The sequence below is a fragment of the Saccharothrix longispora genome (genome assembly GCF_031455225.1).
Classification (GTDB): domain Bacteria; phylum Actinomycetota; class Actinomycetes; order Mycobacteriales; family Pseudonocardiaceae; genus Actinosynnema; species Actinosynnema longispora.
On the sequence record NZ_JAVDSG010000001.1, the window covers coordinates 6,464,700 to 6,481,238 of the forward strand.

21 protein-coding genes are annotated in these 16,539 nt (G+C 73.8%); 8 read left to right on the forward strand and 13 right to left on the reverse strand.

Going from position 1 to position 16,539, the window contains the following annotated elements; genetic code table 11:
- Nucleotides 1-169: 169 nt before the first annotated feature.
- The gene (locus tag J2S66_RS27555) at nucleotides 170-709 is read right to left on the reverse strand and encodes a hypothetical protein (RefSeq protein ID WP_310310178.1); all 540 of its coding nucleotides are present in this window, start codon (nucleotides 707-709) and stop codon (nucleotides 170-172) included.
- A gap of 118 nt (nucleotides 710-827) precedes the next feature.
- Between J2S66_RS27555 and J2S66_RS27560 the strand changes: the two genes are divergently transcribed.
- Nucleotides 828-1,799 (forward strand): NAD-dependent epimerase/dehydratase family protein, encoded by a 972-nt coding sequence (locus tag J2S66_RS27560; RefSeq protein WP_310310179.1) that lies wholly within the window; start codon nucleotides 828-830, stop codon nucleotides 1,797-1,799.
- Nucleotides 1,800-1,833: 34 nt separating this feature from the next.
- Nucleotides 1,834-2,445: an MBL fold metallo-hydrolase gene (locus J2S66_RS27565; RefSeq protein WP_310310180.1), complete on the forward strand. Its 612-nt coding sequence runs from the start codon at nucleotides 1,834-1,836 to the stop codon at nucleotides 2,443-2,445.
- On the opposite strand, the gene J2S66_RS27570 is transcribed toward J2S66_RS27565, so the two are convergent.
- The gene (locus J2S66_RS27570; protein WP_310310181.1) at nucleotides 2,367-3,080 is read right to left on the reverse strand and encodes a DUF2334 domain-containing protein; all 714 of its coding nucleotides are present in this window, start codon (nucleotides 3,078-3,080) and stop codon (nucleotides 2,367-2,369) included. The two genes, J2S66_RS27565 and J2S66_RS27570, sit on opposite strands and share 79 nt — an antisense overlap.
- Nucleotides 3,081-3,177: 97 nt before the next feature.
- Nucleotides 3,178-4,071: a phosphoribosylaminoimidazolesuccinocarboxamide synthase gene (locus J2S66_RS27575; protein ID WP_310310182.1), complete on the reverse strand. Its 894-nt coding sequence runs from the start codon at nucleotides 4,069-4,071 to the stop codon at nucleotides 3,178-3,180.
- 64 nt (nucleotides 4,072-4,135) lie between these two features.
- On the opposite strand from J2S66_RS27575, the gene J2S66_RS27580 reads away from it, so the two are divergent.
- The 4 genes from J2S66_RS27580 (at nucleotide 4,136) to J2S66_RS27595 (ending at nucleotide 7,105) form a co-directional block, all read left to right on the forward strand.
- The gene (locus J2S66_RS27580; protein ID WP_310310183.1) at nucleotides 4,136-4,990 is read left to right on the forward strand and encodes an ABC transporter substrate-binding protein; all 855 of its coding nucleotides are present in this window, start codon (nucleotides 4,136-4,138) and stop codon (nucleotides 4,988-4,990) included.
- Entirely contained in the window at nucleotides 4,987-5,817 is an 831-nt protein-coding gene (locus J2S66_RS27585) for an amino acid ABC transporter permease (RefSeq protein ID WP_310310184.1), read from the forward strand. Before J2S66_RS27580 ends, J2S66_RS27585 begins: the two co-directional genes overlap by 4 nt.
- Nucleotides 5,814-6,593, forward strand: a complete 780-nt coding sequence (locus J2S66_RS27590; RefSeq protein WP_310310185.1) for an amino acid ABC transporter ATP-binding protein — start codon at nucleotides 5,814-5,816, stop codon at nucleotides 6,591-6,593. The genes J2S66_RS27585 and J2S66_RS27590 overlap by 4 nt, the downstream gene beginning before the upstream one ends.
- Nucleotides 6,594-6,664: 71 nt before the next feature.
- A complete protein-coding gene (locus J2S66_RS27595; protein ID WP_310310186.1) occupies nucleotides 6,665-7,105 on the forward strand; it encodes a hypothetical protein in 441 nt (146 codons plus the stop codon).
- Between the two features lie 25 nt (nucleotides 7,106-7,130).
- Here J2S66_RS27595 and purB read toward each other — a convergent pair whose 3' ends face one another.
- Genes purB through J2S66_RS27625 form a run of 6 tightly spaced genes read right to left on the reverse strand, consistent with a single transcriptional unit; the run spans nucleotide 7,131 to nucleotide 11,910 of the window.
- Nucleotides 7,131-8,564 (reverse strand): adenylosuccinate lyase, encoded by a 1,434-nt coding sequence (purB, locus tag J2S66_RS27600; RefSeq protein WP_310310187.1) that lies wholly within the window; start codon nucleotides 8,562-8,564, stop codon nucleotides 7,131-7,133.
- Between the two features lie 46 nt (nucleotides 8,565-8,610).
- Entirely contained in the window at nucleotides 8,611-9,438 is an 828-nt protein-coding gene (locus J2S66_RS27605) for a hypothetical protein (protein ID WP_310310188.1), read from the reverse strand.
- Nucleotides 9,435-9,965, reverse strand: coding sequence for an RNA polymerase sigma factor (locus J2S66_RS27610; protein ID WP_310310189.1), 531 nt, complete (start codon nucleotides 9,963-9,965; stop codon nucleotides 9,435-9,437). Before J2S66_RS27610 ends, J2S66_RS27605 begins: the two co-directional genes overlap by 4 nt.
- A gap of 43 nt (nucleotides 9,966-10,008) precedes the next feature.
- The gene (locus J2S66_RS27615) at nucleotides 10,009-10,593 is read right to left on the reverse strand and encodes a TetR/AcrR family transcriptional regulator (RefSeq protein WP_310310190.1); all 585 of its coding nucleotides are present in this window, start codon (nucleotides 10,591-10,593) and stop codon (nucleotides 10,009-10,011) included.
- A gap of 25 nt (nucleotides 10,594-10,618) precedes the next feature.
- Entirely contained in the window at nucleotides 10,619-11,374 is a 756-nt protein-coding gene (locus tag J2S66_RS27620; RefSeq protein WP_310310191.1) for a hypothetical protein, read from the reverse strand.
- Between the two features lie 17 nt (nucleotides 11,375-11,391).
- Complete coding sequence (locus tag J2S66_RS27625; RefSeq protein WP_306743931.1) at nucleotides 11,392-11,910, reverse strand: SigE family RNA polymerase sigma factor; 519 nt, start codon at nucleotides 11,908-11,910, stop codon at nucleotides 11,392-11,394.
- A gap of 153 nt (nucleotides 11,911-12,063) precedes the next feature.
- Here J2S66_RS27625 and J2S66_RS27630 point away from each other — a divergent pair, with 153 nt between their 5' ends.
- Both J2S66_RS27630 and J2S66_RS27635 read left to right on the forward strand, forming a co-directional pair.
- Nucleotides 12,064-13,083, forward strand: a complete 1,020-nt coding sequence (locus J2S66_RS27630) for a threonine aldolase family protein (RefSeq protein WP_310310192.1) — start codon at nucleotides 12,064-12,066, stop codon at nucleotides 13,081-13,083.
- Between the two features lies 1 nt (nucleotide 13,084).
- Nucleotides 13,085-13,666, forward strand: a complete 582-nt coding sequence (locus J2S66_RS27635; RefSeq protein WP_310310193.1) for an HAD family hydrolase — start codon at nucleotides 13,085-13,087, stop codon at nucleotides 13,664-13,666.
- Here J2S66_RS27635 and J2S66_RS27640 read toward each other — a convergent pair.
- The 4 genes from J2S66_RS27640 to J2S66_RS27655 all read right to left on the reverse strand — a co-directional run bounded on the left by J2S66_RS27640 (nucleotide 13,637) and on the right by J2S66_RS27655 (nucleotide 16,440).
- Nucleotides 13,637-14,398 (reverse strand): potassium channel family protein, encoded by a 762-nt coding sequence (locus tag J2S66_RS27640; protein WP_310310194.1) that lies wholly within the window; start codon nucleotides 14,396-14,398, stop codon nucleotides 13,637-13,639. The two genes, J2S66_RS27635 and J2S66_RS27640, sit on opposite strands and share 30 nt — an antisense overlap.
- Before the next feature lie 47 nt (nucleotides 14,399-14,445).
- A complete protein-coding gene (locus J2S66_RS27645) occupies nucleotides 14,446-14,616 on the reverse strand; it encodes a hypothetical protein (protein WP_306743935.1) in 171 nt (56 codons plus the stop codon).
- Nucleotides 14,617-14,683: 67 nt separating this feature from the next.
- Nucleotides 14,684-15,838 carry a pyridoxal phosphate-dependent aminotransferase gene (locus J2S66_RS27650; protein WP_310310195.1) on the reverse strand — a complete coding sequence of 385 codons (1,155 nt, stop codon included), beginning with the start codon at nucleotides 15,836-15,838 and terminating at the stop codon, nucleotides 14,684-14,686.
- Between the two features lie 71 nt (nucleotides 15,839-15,909).
- Nucleotides 15,910-16,440, reverse strand: a complete 531-nt coding sequence (locus J2S66_RS27655; RefSeq protein WP_310310196.1) for an ESX secretion-associated protein EspG — start codon at nucleotides 16,438-16,440, stop codon at nucleotides 15,910-15,912.
- Nucleotides 16,441-16,539 lie beyond the last annotated feature (99 nt).

Genomic DNA, 16,539 nt, shown 5'->3' on the forward strand with positions numbered 1-16,539 from the left:
TGTTCATCGAGTTCACAGGTGGCGGGGGGCACACGTTCACCTGGTTTCACCCGATCGTGATCGATATGCGGGGCCGGAGTTCTGATAATCTTCGTATCGCCGAGGCCCCGTAGGCCGAGGAAGTGAGCACGGCACCCGACCGGACGGTCGGCGGCCGTGCTTCGCGCTTTCAGGACCAGTCCAATCGGATCACCGAACCGATCACGGGCGCTACCCGACGTCCCCAGTCACCGCCCGCTCCGTAGCTCCACACCGCGAGGTCCGCGAGCCAGAGCAGCGGGTCCCCCGTGCTGTCGAAGTGTTCGTAGGCCATGCTCGACTCGCTCGGCCTCGTGCCGAGGACGTCGCGGATGGTGCGGACGTCGTGGTAGTCGCGACCGACTCGGCTGTCGAGCACCAAGCGGGCGGCACCGAGGTCGAGCAGGTCGTTCACCAGGCGCTCGACGCACGTGCGTCGGGCCAGCTCCTCGCTCTTGCGGCAGTCCGCCCGGTAGACGTCCACCCGCGCCCCGAAGTGCGCGAGTCGGGAGAGGACCAGCCTGCGGCGTTGAGGCGTCTCCCGGTTGAAGTGCAGTTCCCGCTGGCCGGGCAGGAGAAGGCCGCGCAGCAGCGCCCGGAGGGGCGCCAGCGCACCAGGGTCCACCAGCGCGACCCCGAGGTAGTACGTGTCGTTGCGCCGTGATTCGTCGACGAAGGCGTGCACTGTCACGGCCGTTCATCGGCACCCGACCGGTTGGCCTGCACGAACGCCGCCCGAACGTGTGTTCACGTGTTCGCTTTCGGCTGACCCGCTGGCGGTCGCGCCCCGGCGGTCCCAGGGTGGGGCCATGCGGATGCTGGTGCTCGGCGGCACGGTCTTCCTCGGCAGGGCGACGGCGGCCGAGGCGGTGCGGCGGGGGCACGACGTGGTGTGCGCGGCGCGCGGGGAGTCCGGGGCGGTGCCCGCGGGGGCCGTGCACGTGCCCGTCGACCGGAACGCGGGGCTCGGCGAGCTGGAGGGCACGCACTTCGACGCGGTCGTGGACGTGGCCACCATGTCGGTCGGCTGGGTGCGCGGCGCGCTGTCCTCGGTGGGCGCGGACCACTGGACGTTCATCTCCAGCTGCTCGGTCTACGCCGACCACGCCACGCCCGGCAGCACGGAGACGTTCGCGCCGCTGGAGGACGACCCCCGCGCGCCGATGTCGCCCGAGCGGTACGGCGCGGTCAAGGTGGCCAGTGAGAACGCCGTCCTCGACGCCGTCGGCGACCGGGCGTTCATCGTCCGCGCCGGCCTGATCACGGGTCCCGGCGACCGGAGCGACCGGTTCGGGTACTGGCCGAACCGGCTCGGCCGGGGCGGGCGGGTGGCCGTGCCGGACGCGCCCGACCAGCCCGCGCAGCACGTGGACGTGCGCGACCTCGCGGCGTGGGTGGTGGACGCGGCCGAACGGCGGCTCACCGGCACCTACGACGCGGTCGGGCCGAGCAACCCGCTGAGCCTGGTCCTGGGGGAGGTCGCGGGCGCGGTGGCGCCGCCGGGCACCGAGCTGGTGCGCATCCCCGAGGAGGTCCTGGCGCGGCACGGGGTGGCGCCGTGGGCGGGGCCGCGGTCGCTGCCGCTGTGGCTGCCGGCCGACCACCGGTCGATGATGTTCCGCGACGCGGGTCCCGCGCTGGCCGCCGGGCTGCGCGTCAGGCCGACCGCCGAGACCGCCGTGGACGCCCTGGAGCACGAGCGGGAACTGGGCCTGGACCGCGACCGCCGCGCCGGCCTGCCGCCGGAGGTCGAGGACGAACTGCTGCGCGCGGTCGGCTGAACCGGGGTAGAACGGTGCGGTGAGGAGGCCCACCATGGAAATCGTCCACTTCGGACACTCCTGCCTGCTGGTCGACACCGGCTCCGCGCGCGTCCTGTTCGACCCCGGCACGCTCTCGTCCGGCTTCGAGCGGGTGACCGGGCTCGACGCGATCCTCGTCACGCACGAGCACGCCGACCACCTCGACCCCGACCGGCTGCCCGCCCTGCGCGAGGGCAACCCCGGGGCGGCGCTGTTCGCGCCGTTCGACCTGGCGGGGGCGCGACGGGCCGAGCCCGGCGCGGTGCTCGCGCTCGGCGGCACGTCCGTGCGCGTCGTCGACGCCCCGCACGAGGTCATCCACCCGGCGGTCCCGCTGCCCGCGAACGTCGGCTACCTCGTCGACGACGGCGCGTTCTACCACCCGGGCGACTCGCTGACCGTCCCCGGGCAGCGGGTCGACGTGCTGGGCCTGCCGACGGCCGCGCCGTGGATGAAGCTGTCCGACGCGGCGGACTTCCTCGCCGCGGTCGGCCCGCGCAAGGCGGTGCCGATCCACCAGGCGGTCCTGGCCGACCCGGCGGTGCACTACCGCGTCCTGACCGGCACGGCGCCCGACGGCGTCGAGGTCGTCGTGCTGCCCAGCGGGGAGGGGTTGGCCCTGTAGGTGGTCGGCGCGGCCCCGTGGTGCAGGGCCAGGTCCACGGCCTCCAGCAGCACGGGCGCGAGCCGGTCGAGCGACGCGGCGTCCACGCCGAGCCGCACCAGGCCGCCGCGCCGGGCCGACCTGCCGACCGCGAGCAGGTGGCTCCAGTGGTCGACGGCCATCCGCACCCGGCCGGGCCGCACGTCGCCGGTGCGCAGGTCGCGCACGCCCGCCATGTCCGCGCACACCGCGAACCGGTGCCGGCGCAGCGCGACCAGCGTGCCCGGTGACGCGAGCCACGACGGCGGCGCGAACAGGTCGGTGGCCAGGCCGAGCCGCTGCAGGCCGGCGCGCGCGGCGACCAGCCGCAGCCCCGCCTCGTGCGCGGGGAGCGCGGAGAACTCGGCCCGGCGGCGCAGTGACACCGCCCGGTGCGTCGGGTCGGCGGCGTGGTCGAACCCGTGCAGCACGAGCGCGTCACCCGCGGCGACGCGCGTGCGGACCCAGTCGGGAACCGCGCCGGGCACGGCCTTGCGCGGGGCCAGGAGCAGGGACAGCGGCACGTGCCGCCGGTCCAGCGCGTCGGCCAGGTCGGCGCACCGGTCGAGCGTGTCGGAGCCGATGCCGGACAGCGAAACCACGAGGTGGGCGGCCATGCGTCCAGTGCGCCGCACCGGCGTGTCGCCCGCTTGGCGACGAGGTGACGCGCCGGTGCGGATCGGGCGAAATCACGAGTTCGGGGCGTGCCCCCGCTCAGGACGTGCCGGAGGGCCAGTCGGCGAAGGACAGCCCGGTGATCCGCTCGTACGCCTCGACGTACCGGGCGCGGGTGGCGGCCACGACGTCGTCGGGCAGCGGGGGCGGCGGGGTGTCGGACGCGCGGTCCCAGCCCGAGGCGTCCGAGGTCAGCCAGTCGCGGACGTACTGCTTGTCGAACGACGGCTGCACGCGGCCGGGCGCGTAGCCGTCGGCGGGCCAGTAGCGCGACGAGTCGGGCGTCAGCACCTCGTCGCCGAGGACCAGCGCGCCCGAGCGGTCGAGGCCGAACTCGAACTTCGTGTCGGCCAGGATCACGCCCCGGGACCGGGCGTACTCGCGGGCCGCGCCGTAGATCGCGAGCGTCGCGTCCCGCAGCCGGCCGGCCAGGTCGGCACCGACCTGCGCCACGACGTGCTCGAACGACACGTTCTCGTCGTGCGCGCCGATCTCGGCCTTCGTCGCCGGGGTGAAGATCGGCTCCGCCAGCTCGGACGCCTCGACCAGGCCCCCGGGCAGCTGCACGCCGCACACCGCGCCGTCCCGCCGGTACTCGACCATGCCGGACCCGGTGAGGTAGCCGCGGGCGACGCACTCCACCTGCACCATGTCGAGCCGGCGCACGAGCAGCGCCCGGCCGCGCACCTCGTCGGGGATGCGCGGGTCGTCCCACGCCACCAGGTGGTTGGGCGCGAGGTCCGCGAACCTCTCGAACCAGAACACGCTCATCGCGGTGAGCACGCGCCCCTTGTCGGGGATCTCCGTGGAGAGCACGTGGTCGTAGGCGGAGATCCGGTCGGAGGCGACGAACAGGAGCAGGTCGTCGTCCACCTCGTGGACCTGGCGGACCTTGCCTGCGGCGACCTGCCGGTAGTCGGCGAGCTTGGGCACGATCCGAAGCCTACTTCGTCCCGCTCCGTGGGCACCCCTTCCCACCTGCGGCAAGATCTCCCCCATGCGTGCACCCGGAGTGATACTCGCCGTCACCGCCCTCTTCGCGGTCGCCGCCTGCGCCCCCGAGGAGCAGGCCGCGCCGCCCACCAACCAGGTCGACGGCGTCGCCTGCGACAAGGCGAACCTGGCGACGCTGACCACGGGCAAGATCACCTTCGGCACGGACCAGCCGGTCTACGAGCCGTGGTACGTGGACGACGACCCGACCAACGGCAAGGGCTTCGAGTCCGCGGTGGCCTACGCCCTCGCGGGTGAGCTGGGGTACTCGAAGGAGGAGGTCGTCTGGACGCGGGTCCCGTTCAACGCGGCGATCCAGCCCGGCAGGAAGACCTACGACGCCAACCTCACCGAGTTCTCCATCACCGAGGAGCGCAGGCAGGCCGTCGACTTCTCCGCGCCGTACTACGACGTGGGCCAGGCCGTGATCACGCTGGAGTCGTCCAAGGCCGCCTCGGTGAAGACGCTCGCCGAGCTGAAGCAGGTCAAGGTCGGCGCCCAGGTCGGCACGACCAGCTACGACGCCGCCAAGCGCCTCCAGCCGGCGCAGGACGTGGCCGTCTACAACACCAACGACGACGCCAAGGCCGCCCTGCGCGCCGGGCAGATCGACGCGCTGGTGGTGGACCTGCCGACCGCGTTCTACATCACCTCGGCGGAGCTGGAGGACGGCGTGATCGTGGGCCAGGTCCCGGCCGGCGACGGCAAGCCCGAGCAGTTCGGCATCGTGCTGGACAAGGGCAGCCCGCTCACCGCGTGCGTCTCCACCGCGGTGGAGAACCTGCGGGCCGACGGCACGCTGGCGAAGATCGAGCAGGAGTGGCTGTCGGCCGCGGGCACGGCACCCGAGCTGAAGTGACGAGCGAGCTGCAACGGGAACGCCTGGCCTACCGGCGTTCCCGCTCGCGGCGGTCCACGCTGGTCGCGCTGCTGTCCACGGTGGTGTTCGCCGCCGCGGTGGTGGCGACCACCACCACCGCGCCCGGCTGGCCGCGCGTCCGGGACTCGTTCTTCGACGTGGAGACGGCGTGGCGGTCGCTGCCCGCGATCCTCGACGGGCTGTGGCTGAACCTGCGCGTGCTGGTCGTGTGCGGGGTGCTGATCCTCGTGCTCGCGCTGGGTGTGGCGGCGCTGCGCACCCTGCGCAGCCCGGTGTGGTTCCCGCTGCGCGCGCTGGCCACGGTGTACGTGGACCTGTTCCGCGGGCTGCCGCTGATCATCCTGCTGTACCTGGTCGGGTTCGGGCTGCCCGCGCTGCGGCTGACGGGCGTGCCGAACGACTACGTGGTGCTCGGCGGCCTGGCGCTCGTGCTCGCCTATACCGCGTACGTGGCCGAGGTGTTCCGCGCGGGCATCGAGTCGGTGCACCCGTCGCAGGTGGCGGCGGCCCGGTCGCTCGGGCTGCCGCCGCGCAAGATCATGCGGCTGGTCGTGCTGCCGCAGGCGGTGCGGCGGGTCATGCCGGCGCTGCTGAACGACTTCGTGGCGCTCCAGAAGGACTGCGGGCTCATCTCCGTGCTGGGTGCGGTGGACGCGGTGCGGGCGGCGCAGATCGAGCAGTCCCGGGCGTTCAACTTCACCCCGTACGTGGTGGCGGGGCTGCTGTTCGTGCTGCTCGCGGTGCCGACGGCCCGGTTCGCCGACGCCGTGGGCCGCCGGGTGGAACGCCGACAGGGGGGACGATGACCGAGCCTGTGCTGCCCGACCCGGTGCTGTCCGACCCGGTGCTGTCCGTGCGCGGGCTGGTGAAGCGCTACGGGGTTCGCACGGTGCTGGACGGCATCGACCTCGACGTGCGCGAGCACGAGGTGGTGGCGCTGATCGGGTCGTCGGGGTCGGGCAAGTCGACCCTGCTGCGGTGCGTGAACCTGCTGGAGGAGGTGGACGACGGCCAGGTGCTGCTCGACGGCGTGGACGTCTCCGACCCGAGGGTGGACGCCGACGTGGCGCGGCGGCGCATGGGCGTCGTGTTCCAGGCGTTCAACCTGTTCCCGCACATGACCGTGCTCGACAACGTCACGCTCGCGTCGCGCGTCGTGCACGGCGTGCCCCGGGCCGACGCGGAGCGGAGCGCGCTGGAACTGCTGGCCCGCGTGGGCCTGGCCGACCGCGCCCGCGGCTACCCCGAGCAGCTGTCGGGCGGCCAGCAGCAACGCGTCGCGATCGCCCGCGCGCTGGCCCACGTGCCGCGCCTGCTGCTGCTGGACGAGATCACCAGCGCGCTGGACCCGGAGCTCGTCGGCGAGGTGCTGGAGCTGGTCAGGGAGCTGGCGGGGCAGGGGAGGACGATCCTGATGGCGACCCACGAGATGGGGTTCGCCCGCCAGGTGGCCGACCGGGTGGTGTTCCTCGACGGGGGGAAGCTGGTCGAGTCCGGCCCGCCCGCGCAGGTCCTGGGCGACCCGGAGCACCCCCGCACCAGGCAGTTCCTGAAGAGGATCATCGACGCGGGCAGGCTGTAGCACTACTCCGTGCGTGCGTCCGCGACACCGCCACTTGGGGTATCGGACCCGCTACCCCTACGCTGCTTCCCGTGGTCCATCGGAAGGCGCCAGTGGCCGTCGTCGGGGGGAGCTGCCTGCTCGCCCTGCTGCTCACGGGCGCGTGCGGCAAGCCGACGGCCGTCCCGGAACCGGTGGAGGTGCCCACCACCGCCACCAGTTCCCCGACGGCGCCCCCGTCCGTCCCGGCGGTGGCCAGCATCTCCGTGCGCCCGGTCACCACGACACCGCCGCCACCCACCGTGCGGGCGACCACCGAAGCCCCGCCCCCGCCGCCGGTCGACGTCCAGCCGCCGCCCGCGCCGGAACCCACGGCCGTGGCGCCGACGACGACGGAACCCGGGTTCGACGAGGTGGCGATCGAGGGGTTCCCGTGCGAGGAGCGGGGCGCGACGGCGGTGGACCCGGCGGGGCGGGCGCTGGTCTGCGAGCCCGGTCGGCGTCAGCGCCTGCGCTGGGAGCGCGCCCGCTGAGCGGTCCGGACGCGCTCCGCGCCGGTCAGAGGATCGGCTCCGGCACGTAGCCGGCCGCCGCCGGGAACGCCTTCAGCACGTCCTCCACCTGCGCCACCACGTCGGCCACCTGCTGCTCCGCCACGCCGGTGAACGACAGGCGGTCGGCGAGCAGGGCGTCCAGGGCGGCCCGGTCGAGCGGCAGGCGGTCGTCGGCGGCGAGGCGGTCCAGCAGGTCGTTCTCCGCCAGGCCCCGCTCGCGCATCGCGAGCGCCACCCCGACCGCGTTCTCCTTGATCGCCTCGTGCGCGGTCTCCCGCCCCACGCCCGCGCGCACGGCCGCCATCAGCACCTTCGTCGTGCCGAGGAACGGCAGGTAGCGGTCCAGCTCGCGGGCCACCACGGCCGGGTAGGCGCCGAACTCGTCGAGCACCGTCAGGAACGTCTCCAGGAGCCCGTCGAGCGCGAAGAACGCGTCCGGCAGCGCGACCCGGCGCACGACCGAGCACGACACGTCACCCTCGTTCCACTGGTCGCCCGCGAGTTCGCCGACCATCGACAGGTAGCCGCGCAGGATCACCGCGAACCCGTTGACGCGCTCGCACGAACGCGTGTTCATCTTGTGCGGCATGGCGCTGGAGCCGACCTGGCCGGGCTTGAAGCCCTCCGTCACCAGCTCGTGGCCCGCCATCAGCCGGATGGTCTTGGCCAGCGACGACGGCCCGGCCGCCAGCTGCACGAGCGTCGACACCACGTCGAAGTCGAGCGACCGCGGGTAGACCTGGCCGACGCTGGTCAGCACCCGCTCGAACCCGAGGTGCCCGGCCACCGCGCGCTCCAGCCCGACCAGCTTGTCCCGATCGCCGCCGAGCAGGTCGAGCATGTCCTGGGCGGTGCCGACGGGGCCCTTGACGCCGCGCAGCGGGTACCGCGCGATCAGCTCCTCCAGCCGCCGGAACGCGACGAGCACCTCGTCGGCGGCGGTCGCGAAGCGCTTGCCGAGGGTGGTGGCCTGGGCGGCGACGTTGTGCGACCGACCGGCCACGACGAGGTCGGCGTGCTCGGCGGCGCGGCGCGCGAGGCGACCGAGGACCGCGGCGGTCTTGCCCCGCACGTGCTCCAGCGAGCGCAGGACCTGGAGCTGCTCGACGTTCTCGGTGAGGTCGCGCGAGGTCATGCCCTTGTGCACGTGCTCGTGCCCGGCGAGGGCGTTGAACTCCTCGATGCGCGCCTTCACGTCGTGCCTGGTGACCCGCTCGCGCTCGGCGATGGACGCCAGGTCGACCTGGTCGACGACCCGCTCGTAGTCGGCGACGGCCCCCGCCGGCACGTCGACGCCCAGGTCGGCCTGCGCCCGCAGCACGGCGAGCCACAACTGCCGCTCCAGCACGACCTTGTGCTCGGCGGACCACAGCGTGGCCAGCTCCGCTGAGGCGTAGCGACCGGCGAGGACATTGGCGATGCGGGGCTTGACCGTCACGTGACCAGCATATTTGCCGTCCGGGCGGGGCCGGGAACCGGGCACGTCAGAACAGGGCCACCTTCGGGTCCACGGCCAGCCGGATCAGCTGCTCCGGCGACAGGGGCACGGTGTCGCGCAGCGTGCCGCCCTGCGCCGGGTCGTAGTTGTAGGCGTTGACCCGCACCACGGTGCCGTCGACGCGGAAGTGCGCCGCCGACAGCACGGCCGTGCCCTCGGGGCCGCCGTCGCCGGTGGCGACATCCACGCGGCTGCCGTCCGGCTGCTCCTGGGACATCACGCACGTGACCGTCCTGCAGAACTCGACCGGGCTCATCGCCGACGCCCCACCGCCGAGCTGCACCGACACCCCGCTGGTGCCCTCGGCGTCGAGGAACTGGAGCAGCCCGCTGGCGAACCGGGCGTCACCCTGCCCGCCGTTGTCGTCGAAGGCCACCTCGACCACCTTGGCCCCCGGCACGACCCGGCTGAACAGGGCGCCGAAGTGCTGCGCCAGGAACACCTCGGTCCCGCTGCGCCGGGGCTCCCCGGTCACGGTGGTGGCGGGCGGCCCCCACCGCGACGGCAGGAGGTCCCGGTCGCCGTCCGGCGCGACGGGCGGCGGCGTCACCGGCGACGACGGGGGCGGCTCGACCGTGGTCGTCAGCACCGGTCCCCCCGACGCCACCTCGACCCCCGCGCGCCGGTCGAGCACGCCCGGCAGCGACAGGACCGTCCCGGTCAGCACCAGTGTCGCCACCCCCACCGCCACCAGCGCACGACGCCTCTTCCGGGCGTGCCGGGCACGCGCGATCAGCTCGTCCGGGTCGAAGTCCAGGGGCGGTTCGTCCCCGACCGCGGCGCGCAGCCCCTCCCTGATCTCCGCCTCGCTCACGACGCCACCACCGCCCCCCGCTCCAGTTCCTCGACGGCGGCGCGCAGCGCCACGAGCCCGCGCGCGGTCTGGCTCTTGACCGTGCCCTCGGTGCACCCCATCGCCACCGCGACCTCGGCCACCGGCAGGTCCTCGAAGTAGCGCAGCACGAGCACGGCGCGCTGCCTCGGCGGCACGCGCAGCAGCGCCGCGTGCACGAGGTCGCGCGCCCACAGCTGCTCACCGGCCCGGTCCGGGTCGGCCGACGTGTCCGCCACGTCCGGCACCTGGCCGTCGCGCTGCTCCGCCCGCCGCCACGGCCGGCGCTTCTCGTCGAGCCACGTGCGCAGCAGGACCTTGCGGGCGTAGGCCGAGGCGTTGTCGCGCCACTCGATGCGGTGCCACGCCTGGTAGAGCTTGAGCAGGCTCGCCTGCATCAGGTCCTCGGCCATGTGCCAGTCACCGCAGAACAGGTACGCCGTTCGCCGCAGTGAGGCCGCGTGCCCCACCGCGAACTCCCGGAACCCCTGCTCCTCGGCCTTGCGCATGCCATCCCCTTCCGCGCCCCCACCTCCTGAACGCGGTCGGGGGTCACCGGGGTTGCATCGACTTCTCGAGCATGCGCCGGGCGGCGGCGCGCGGGTCCGGGCTGATCTCGATCAGGGCGTTCACGACGGCGCCGTCGACCAGCGCGATGAGCTCCTCGACCCGCTCGCGGGTGACGGGCTGACCGGTGCGGGTGAAGATGTCGAACAGCAGGTCGTGCAGCTGCACGGACATCCGCCGCATCAGCGGCCGGAGGTAGGGCCGCCGGCCGGTGGCCACGAGGCGCTCGTAGCGCAGCAGCACGGCCTCCGCGTCGCCCTCGCCGACCGGCCCGAGCAGCAGGTCGAGCACCAGGTCGATGAGCGCGTCGCCGTTGCAGCCCCCCGGGTCCAGCTCGTCGAGCCGGGCCTTGCCGTAGGCCAGCTCGGCGGTGCCGTGGTGCTCCAGCGCGGCGGTGACCAGGTCCTCCAGCGAGTCGAAGTAGTACGTGGTCGAGGCCAGCGGCAGCCCCGCGCGCTCGGCGACGGCGCGGTGCCGGATCGCGTCGAAGCCACCGGTGGCCAGGAGGCCGGCGGCGGCCTCGACCAGCGCCTGGCGGCGGCGTTCGCCCTTCGGCGTAGCGGCTGTCATTGCAGGGAAGGTACTAGTGCCGCCCCTAGAACCGGTCCCCGAGCCGCTGCGCCAGCGACGCCAGCTCGTCCGCGAACGGCGCGACCGCCGACCCCGCCGCCGGCTCGCTGAGCACGTACAGCTCCTCGCCGCCCGGCGTGGGCGAGCTCTGGAACCGCACCGACGGGTCCACCGCCAGGTCGGACGTGCCCGCGGGCGCGACGACGACGGACACCGTGCCGGTGGTCCCGCCGTCGCGGACCAGGTAGCTCGCGCCGCGCGCGCCCACCGGGCAGTTCGCGGCGGCCGGGGCGGGCTGGAGGCCCCGGGCGACCGGGAGCTCGTCGGCGAGGGCGACGGCGAGCTCCCGGTCCACCTCGACGCACCCACCGGGGGTGCGGCCGACCGTTGGCCGGTCGGCTGTCCCCAACGGCTCGTCCCCCTGCGTGGACGGGTCGTCGGGGACGCTCCTGGGCGGCATTCCACCGCTCCGGTCCGGTGCGGCGTCCTTGGGCAGCGCGGGCGCCTGGGCTTCACCGAACCGGGTGACGTCCGGGGACGGGACGCCCTCCGCGGAACCCACCGCGGCGGTGTCGCCCGCGGTGTTCGCGAACAGGCTCGTCGAGACCACGACGCCGCCGAACACCAGCACGACGGCGAGCGCGGAGCCGAGCGCCACGGCCGACCTGCGCCGCGCGGTCGCCCGTGCGGACGCCGCCCGGACCCCGCCCACGTCGAAGGACGCGGGCGGCGCGTCGCGGGTCGCGTCGCGGAACAGCTCCGAGAGCTTCTGCTCGTCCACCTACCTCCACCTCCCGTTCACGACGCGGGCCGCAAGTCGTCGATCGCATCGCCGAGCGCTTCGCGCAGGGCTTCCAGTCCCCGGGAGGTCTGGCTCTTGACCGTCCCCTCCGAGCACCCGAGCGCCTCCGCGGTCGCCGAGACGTCCAGGCCCTCCAGGAACCTGAGCACGAGCACCGCCCGCTGCCTGGGCGGCACCCGCCGCAAGCCCGCGACCAGGGTCTCGCGCGTCGCCACCGAGTCGGCGACCTCGCCGTCGGTCGCGGGCGTGTCCGGGACCTGGTCCACGAACCGCTCCCGCCGCCACGGCCGCCGGGACTCGTCGATCACCGCGCGCACCACGCTGCGGCGGACGTAGGCGTCCAGGGCCTGCTTGTCCCGGACCTTCCGCCACCTGCGGTGCAGCGCGACGAACGCGGTCTGCGCGAGGTCGTCCGCCCGGTGCCAGTCACCACAGAGCAGGAACGCCGTTCGGCGCACGGCCTCCCGGCGAGCCACGAAGTACTCCGCGAACTCCTGCTCGTCGCGCTGATCCACGCGGACTCTCTCCGCTCGTCGTGCTTGCACCTACCGGACGGAACCGGGACGGCCAACGGTTGCACGCCCGTCGACCGAGACTTGCGTCACCCCCCATCGTCGTACCGCCGACGCGGCCGGGTGGGGGCTTGCCCGGTGTGATGTGATCCATTCGTGACCCCGCTCCCGCCGCTGGACTTCCGGTCGGACACCGTGACCCAACCGGACGAGGCCATGAGACTGGCCATGTCGCGCGCCGAGGTCGCCGACGACGTCCTCGACCACGACCCGACGATGAGACTGCTGGAGGACCGCGTCGCCGAGCTGCTCGGCGTGGAGGCGGCGCTGTGGGTGCCGACGGGGTCCATGGGCAACCTCATCGCGCTCACCGTGCACCTGCGGCCGGGCGACCGGTTCCTGGCGCCGCGCGGCGCGCACGTGCTGGACAGCGAGCTGGGCACGGCCGCGTTCATCGCGGGCGGGATGCCGCACCCGCTGGAGTGCGACGCCGGTCCGGGACGCGCGTCGCCGGACGCGGTGCGCGCCGCGGCGGGCGTCCCGGGGCCGTACTACAACCTGCGCACGACCCTGTTGTGCCTGGAGAACACGCACAACTCTGCGGGTGGCTCGGTCACCCAGCCCGACGAGCACGCGCTGCTGGTGTCGGCCGCGCGCGAGACCGGGCTGCGGGTGCACCTGGACGGCGCCCGGCTGTGGAACGCGGCCGTCGCCCTGGGCCTGCCGCCCGCGGCGCTGGCGGTCGGCGTGGACACCGTGCAGGTGTGCCTGTCCAAGGGGCTGGGCGCGCCGGTCGGCTCGGTCGTGGCCGGGTCGGCGCTGTTCGTCGCCGAGGCGCGGCGGGTGCGCAAGATGCTGGGCGGCGGCGTGCGGCAGGGCGGCGTGCTGGCCGCCGCGGGCCTGGTCGGTCTGGACCGGGTCGACGACCTCGCGCAGGACCACGCCAACGCCAAGGCGCTCGCCAAGGGCCTCGCCGAGCTGGGCTGGCAGGTGGACGAGCCGGAGACGAACATCGTGCTGGCGGGCGTGCCGGACCTGGACGTGACGCTCGCCGGGCTGCGGCACCTGGGGGTGCACGCGGGGCCGATGTCGGGCAGGGTGAGGTTCGTGACGCACCGGGACGTGGGCGCGGACGACGTGGTCGAGGCGCTGCGGCGCATCGGGTCGGCGAGCTGACGTGCGCTGGGTGGTGTTCGACTACGGCGAGGTGATCTCGCAGCCGACCGGGGCGCTGCCCGAGCTGGCGTCCCTGCTCGGGGCGCCCGTCGAGGCCTTCGCGGCGGCCTACTGGGAACCGCGCCACGACTACGACAGCGGCACGCCCGACCTGGTGTATTGGCGGGCCGTGGGCGCGCTGCTGGGCGTCGAGGTGGACGAGGCGCTGTCCGCGCGGTTGACGGACGTGGACGTGCGAGGCTGGCTGCGGCCGGACCCGTCGGTGCTGGAGCTGCTGGCGGACCTGGCGTCGGAGGGCGTGCCGCTGGCGCTGCTGTCGAACGCCTCGGCGACGTTCGCCCGGGTGGCCGAGCGCGAGCCGTGGACCCGGCACTTCCGGCACCTGGTGTTCTCCGGCGACCTGGGCGTGGCGAAGCCCGACCCGCGGATCTTCGCCGCGCTGGCCGAGCGGATCGGTGCGGACCCGCGCGACTGCGTGTTCTTCGACGACCGGCAGGTCAACGTGGACGGGGCGAACGCGGCGGGGCTGACGGGCGTGCTGTGGCAGGGCAGCTCACACGCCCGGTCGGTGCTCGGCCCGTAGCTCCTCGCGCAGTTCCTCGCGCAGCGCGGCCAGCTCCGCCCTGACCTGGCGGAGCTCGGTCGCGGTGGCCTGCTCGGCCTCGGCGACCGACCCCTCGACGCCGCTGAGCCGCTCGACGATCCAGGACGCGATGGTGCCCGTGACGACACCGATCAGGGCGATGCCGCCGACCATGAGCAGCGCGGCGACCAGCCTCCCCTCCCAGGTCACGGGGTAGCGGTCGCCGTAGCCGACGGTGGTGATGGTGGTGAGCACCCACCACGCGGCGTCGCCGAAGGTGGTGATCGAGGCATCGGGGTGGCGGCGCTCGGCGTCCAGGACGGCGAGCGAGGCGCACAGGCCGACCAGGGTCGTGACGGCCGCGACGTAGACGCCGATCCGCTGCCGGACCCGGCCGGCGTACCGGCGGTTGAGCAGCTTGAGCACGGTGAGCAGGCGCAGCACGCGCAACTGGCGGACCACCGGCAGCAGCACCGCGAGCAGGTCGAAGAGGTGGGTGGTCACGAACCTGCGCTTGTCGACCGCGATCACGAGCCGCACCAGGTAGTCGACCGCGAAGACGAGCCACACGAACCAGAGGACGACCTCCAGGGTGCCGTGCAGGCCGGGGGTCGCGCGGTCGTCGAGGACCTGCCAGGCGTAGGCCACCAGGAACAGCACGGCGAGGCCGGTCAGGGGCCACTCGGCGCGCCGCTCCCAGTGGGCGAGGCGGCGCTCATCAGTCTCCGACACCGCACCATGGTGAACGCCGGTTCGGCGTTTTACCAGCTACCGGGGCGCTACGGCCCCTTGATGCCCTTGCGGCGGTTGGTCTTGATCGCGCCGTACGCGGCGGTGCCGAGGAACAGCACGCCGCCGATCACGGCGAGCCAGAAGACGCCCTCGATGACCGCTCCGGCGATCGTGATCACGACCCAGGCGGCGAGCAGCCACAGGATTATTCGACCCATGCCACACGAACGAGCGACACCGGCCGCGAGTTCCCCCACCGGCCGGTCCCCGCGGGTACAACTGTCGTCATGATGACGACAACCACCCGCCGATCCGCCGCAACGCCTCCTCGATGTCGTGGCCGGCCCCGGCGAAGGACATCCGGATGAACTCGTGCCCGCGCACGGGGTCGAAGTCGATCCCGGGCACGATCGCGACGCCCGTGTCGTCGAGCAGGCGGCGGCAGAAGTCCATCGAGTCGGTCGTGAGGTGCGAGACGTCGGCGTAGGCGTAGAAGGCGCCGTCGGCGGGGGCCACCTCGTCGATGCCGAGGTCCGCCAGGCCCTTGAGCAGCACGTCCCGGTTGAGGCGGTACCCCTCGACCAGGCGTTCGGCCTGCGCGTACGACTCGGGCTCGAACGCCGCGACGGCCGCGTGCTGGGCGAGGGCGGGCGGGCAGAGCGTGAAGTTGCCCGTGAGCCGGTCCACGGCCCGCCGCAGGTCGGGCGGCAGCAGCATCCACCCCAACCGCCAGCCGGTCATGGCGAACGCCTTGGAGAAGGAGTTGACGACGATGGTGTCCCGGGAGGTCTCCCACGAGCAGGCGAGGGGCGTGCCGTAGCTGATGCCGTGGTAGATCTCGTCACTGACGAGCCGCACGCCCCGCTCCGCGCACCACTCGGCGAGCCCGCGCAGCTCGTCGGGGGCGAGCACGGTGCCGGTCGGGTTGGCCGGGCTGGCCACGACCAGCCCGTCGAGCCGCCCCGCCGCCTCCAGCATCGCGACAGTCGGCTGGAAGCGCGTCTCCGGCCCGCACGGCAGCTCGACGACCTCGCAGCCCAGTGCCCGCAGGATGTTCCGGTAAGCGGGGTAGCCGGGTCGCGCGAGCGCCACCCGGTCACCCGCGTCGAAGGAGGCGAGGAAGGCCAACAGGAAGGCCCCGGACGAGCCGGTCGTGACGACCACGTCGTCGGGCGACACCGCGAGCCCGTACTGCCGGGCGTAGTGCCCGGCCAACGCCTCGCGCAGCTCGGCGATGCCGAGCTGCTCGGTGTAGCCCAACGGCTGCTCGCGCAAGGCCCGCTGCGCCGCCTCCAGCACGGGGGTCGGCGCGGGGCTGGACGGCTGCCCGGCGGCCAACGACACGACGTCCCCGTGCGTCCGCTGCCGACGCGCGGCGGCCGACAGCACCTCCATCACGTGAAAGGGAGGAACATCCGCACGAGCCGCGACACCCACCATGCGCGCCAGGCTAACCCCTGCCGCCCGGGGCCCTGCCATCCCAGGACCCCGGTCACACACCCGCTTCCCGGCTACTCGCGGAATTCGTCCAACAGCCCGGCGATCCTCCGGCGCAACCCGCCGGCGTCAACCGGCCCGTGGAAGTCGACCACGTCGGTCGCCCGGCGTCGCCGCCCGGTCCGGTCGATCGCCGCGGCCCCGAACTGGCCCCGCAGGTCCGGAGCGCCGACCGTCCCGTCCGGCTGCCGGGGCAGCAGGCCGACGAGCGCGGTGGCCAGGTCGTGCCCCGCCTCGCGCACGGAGAGCAGGTCCCCCCTGAGCACCGCCAGCAGCGAACCGGTGCCCGTGGACGCGGCGAGCGCGCGCACGGCCGTGCTGCCGATCCCGAGTCGCAGGTCCACCGATCTCGGCGGGTAGGCGAGCAGTTTGAAGGCGGCCCCCAGCCACGGGTCGAGTTCCGCGCCGCGGGCCAGACCTTGCGCGGTCAGGTGGCTCCACGGTGCGGGATCGTCCTGGACGTGCAGGACGATCGGCATGGCGCCGAGGTCGAGGTGTTCCCATGCCGTGCGGAACGCGGTAGCGCTGAGCGTAGCGTTGGTCACCGAACGTCACTCCCGAAGGACGGCGGGCAGTGCTTGGCCCCCCAGGCCCGCACCCGATTGACGTCACGTGGAACGGGGAGGTTCCACCGGACACCCCCC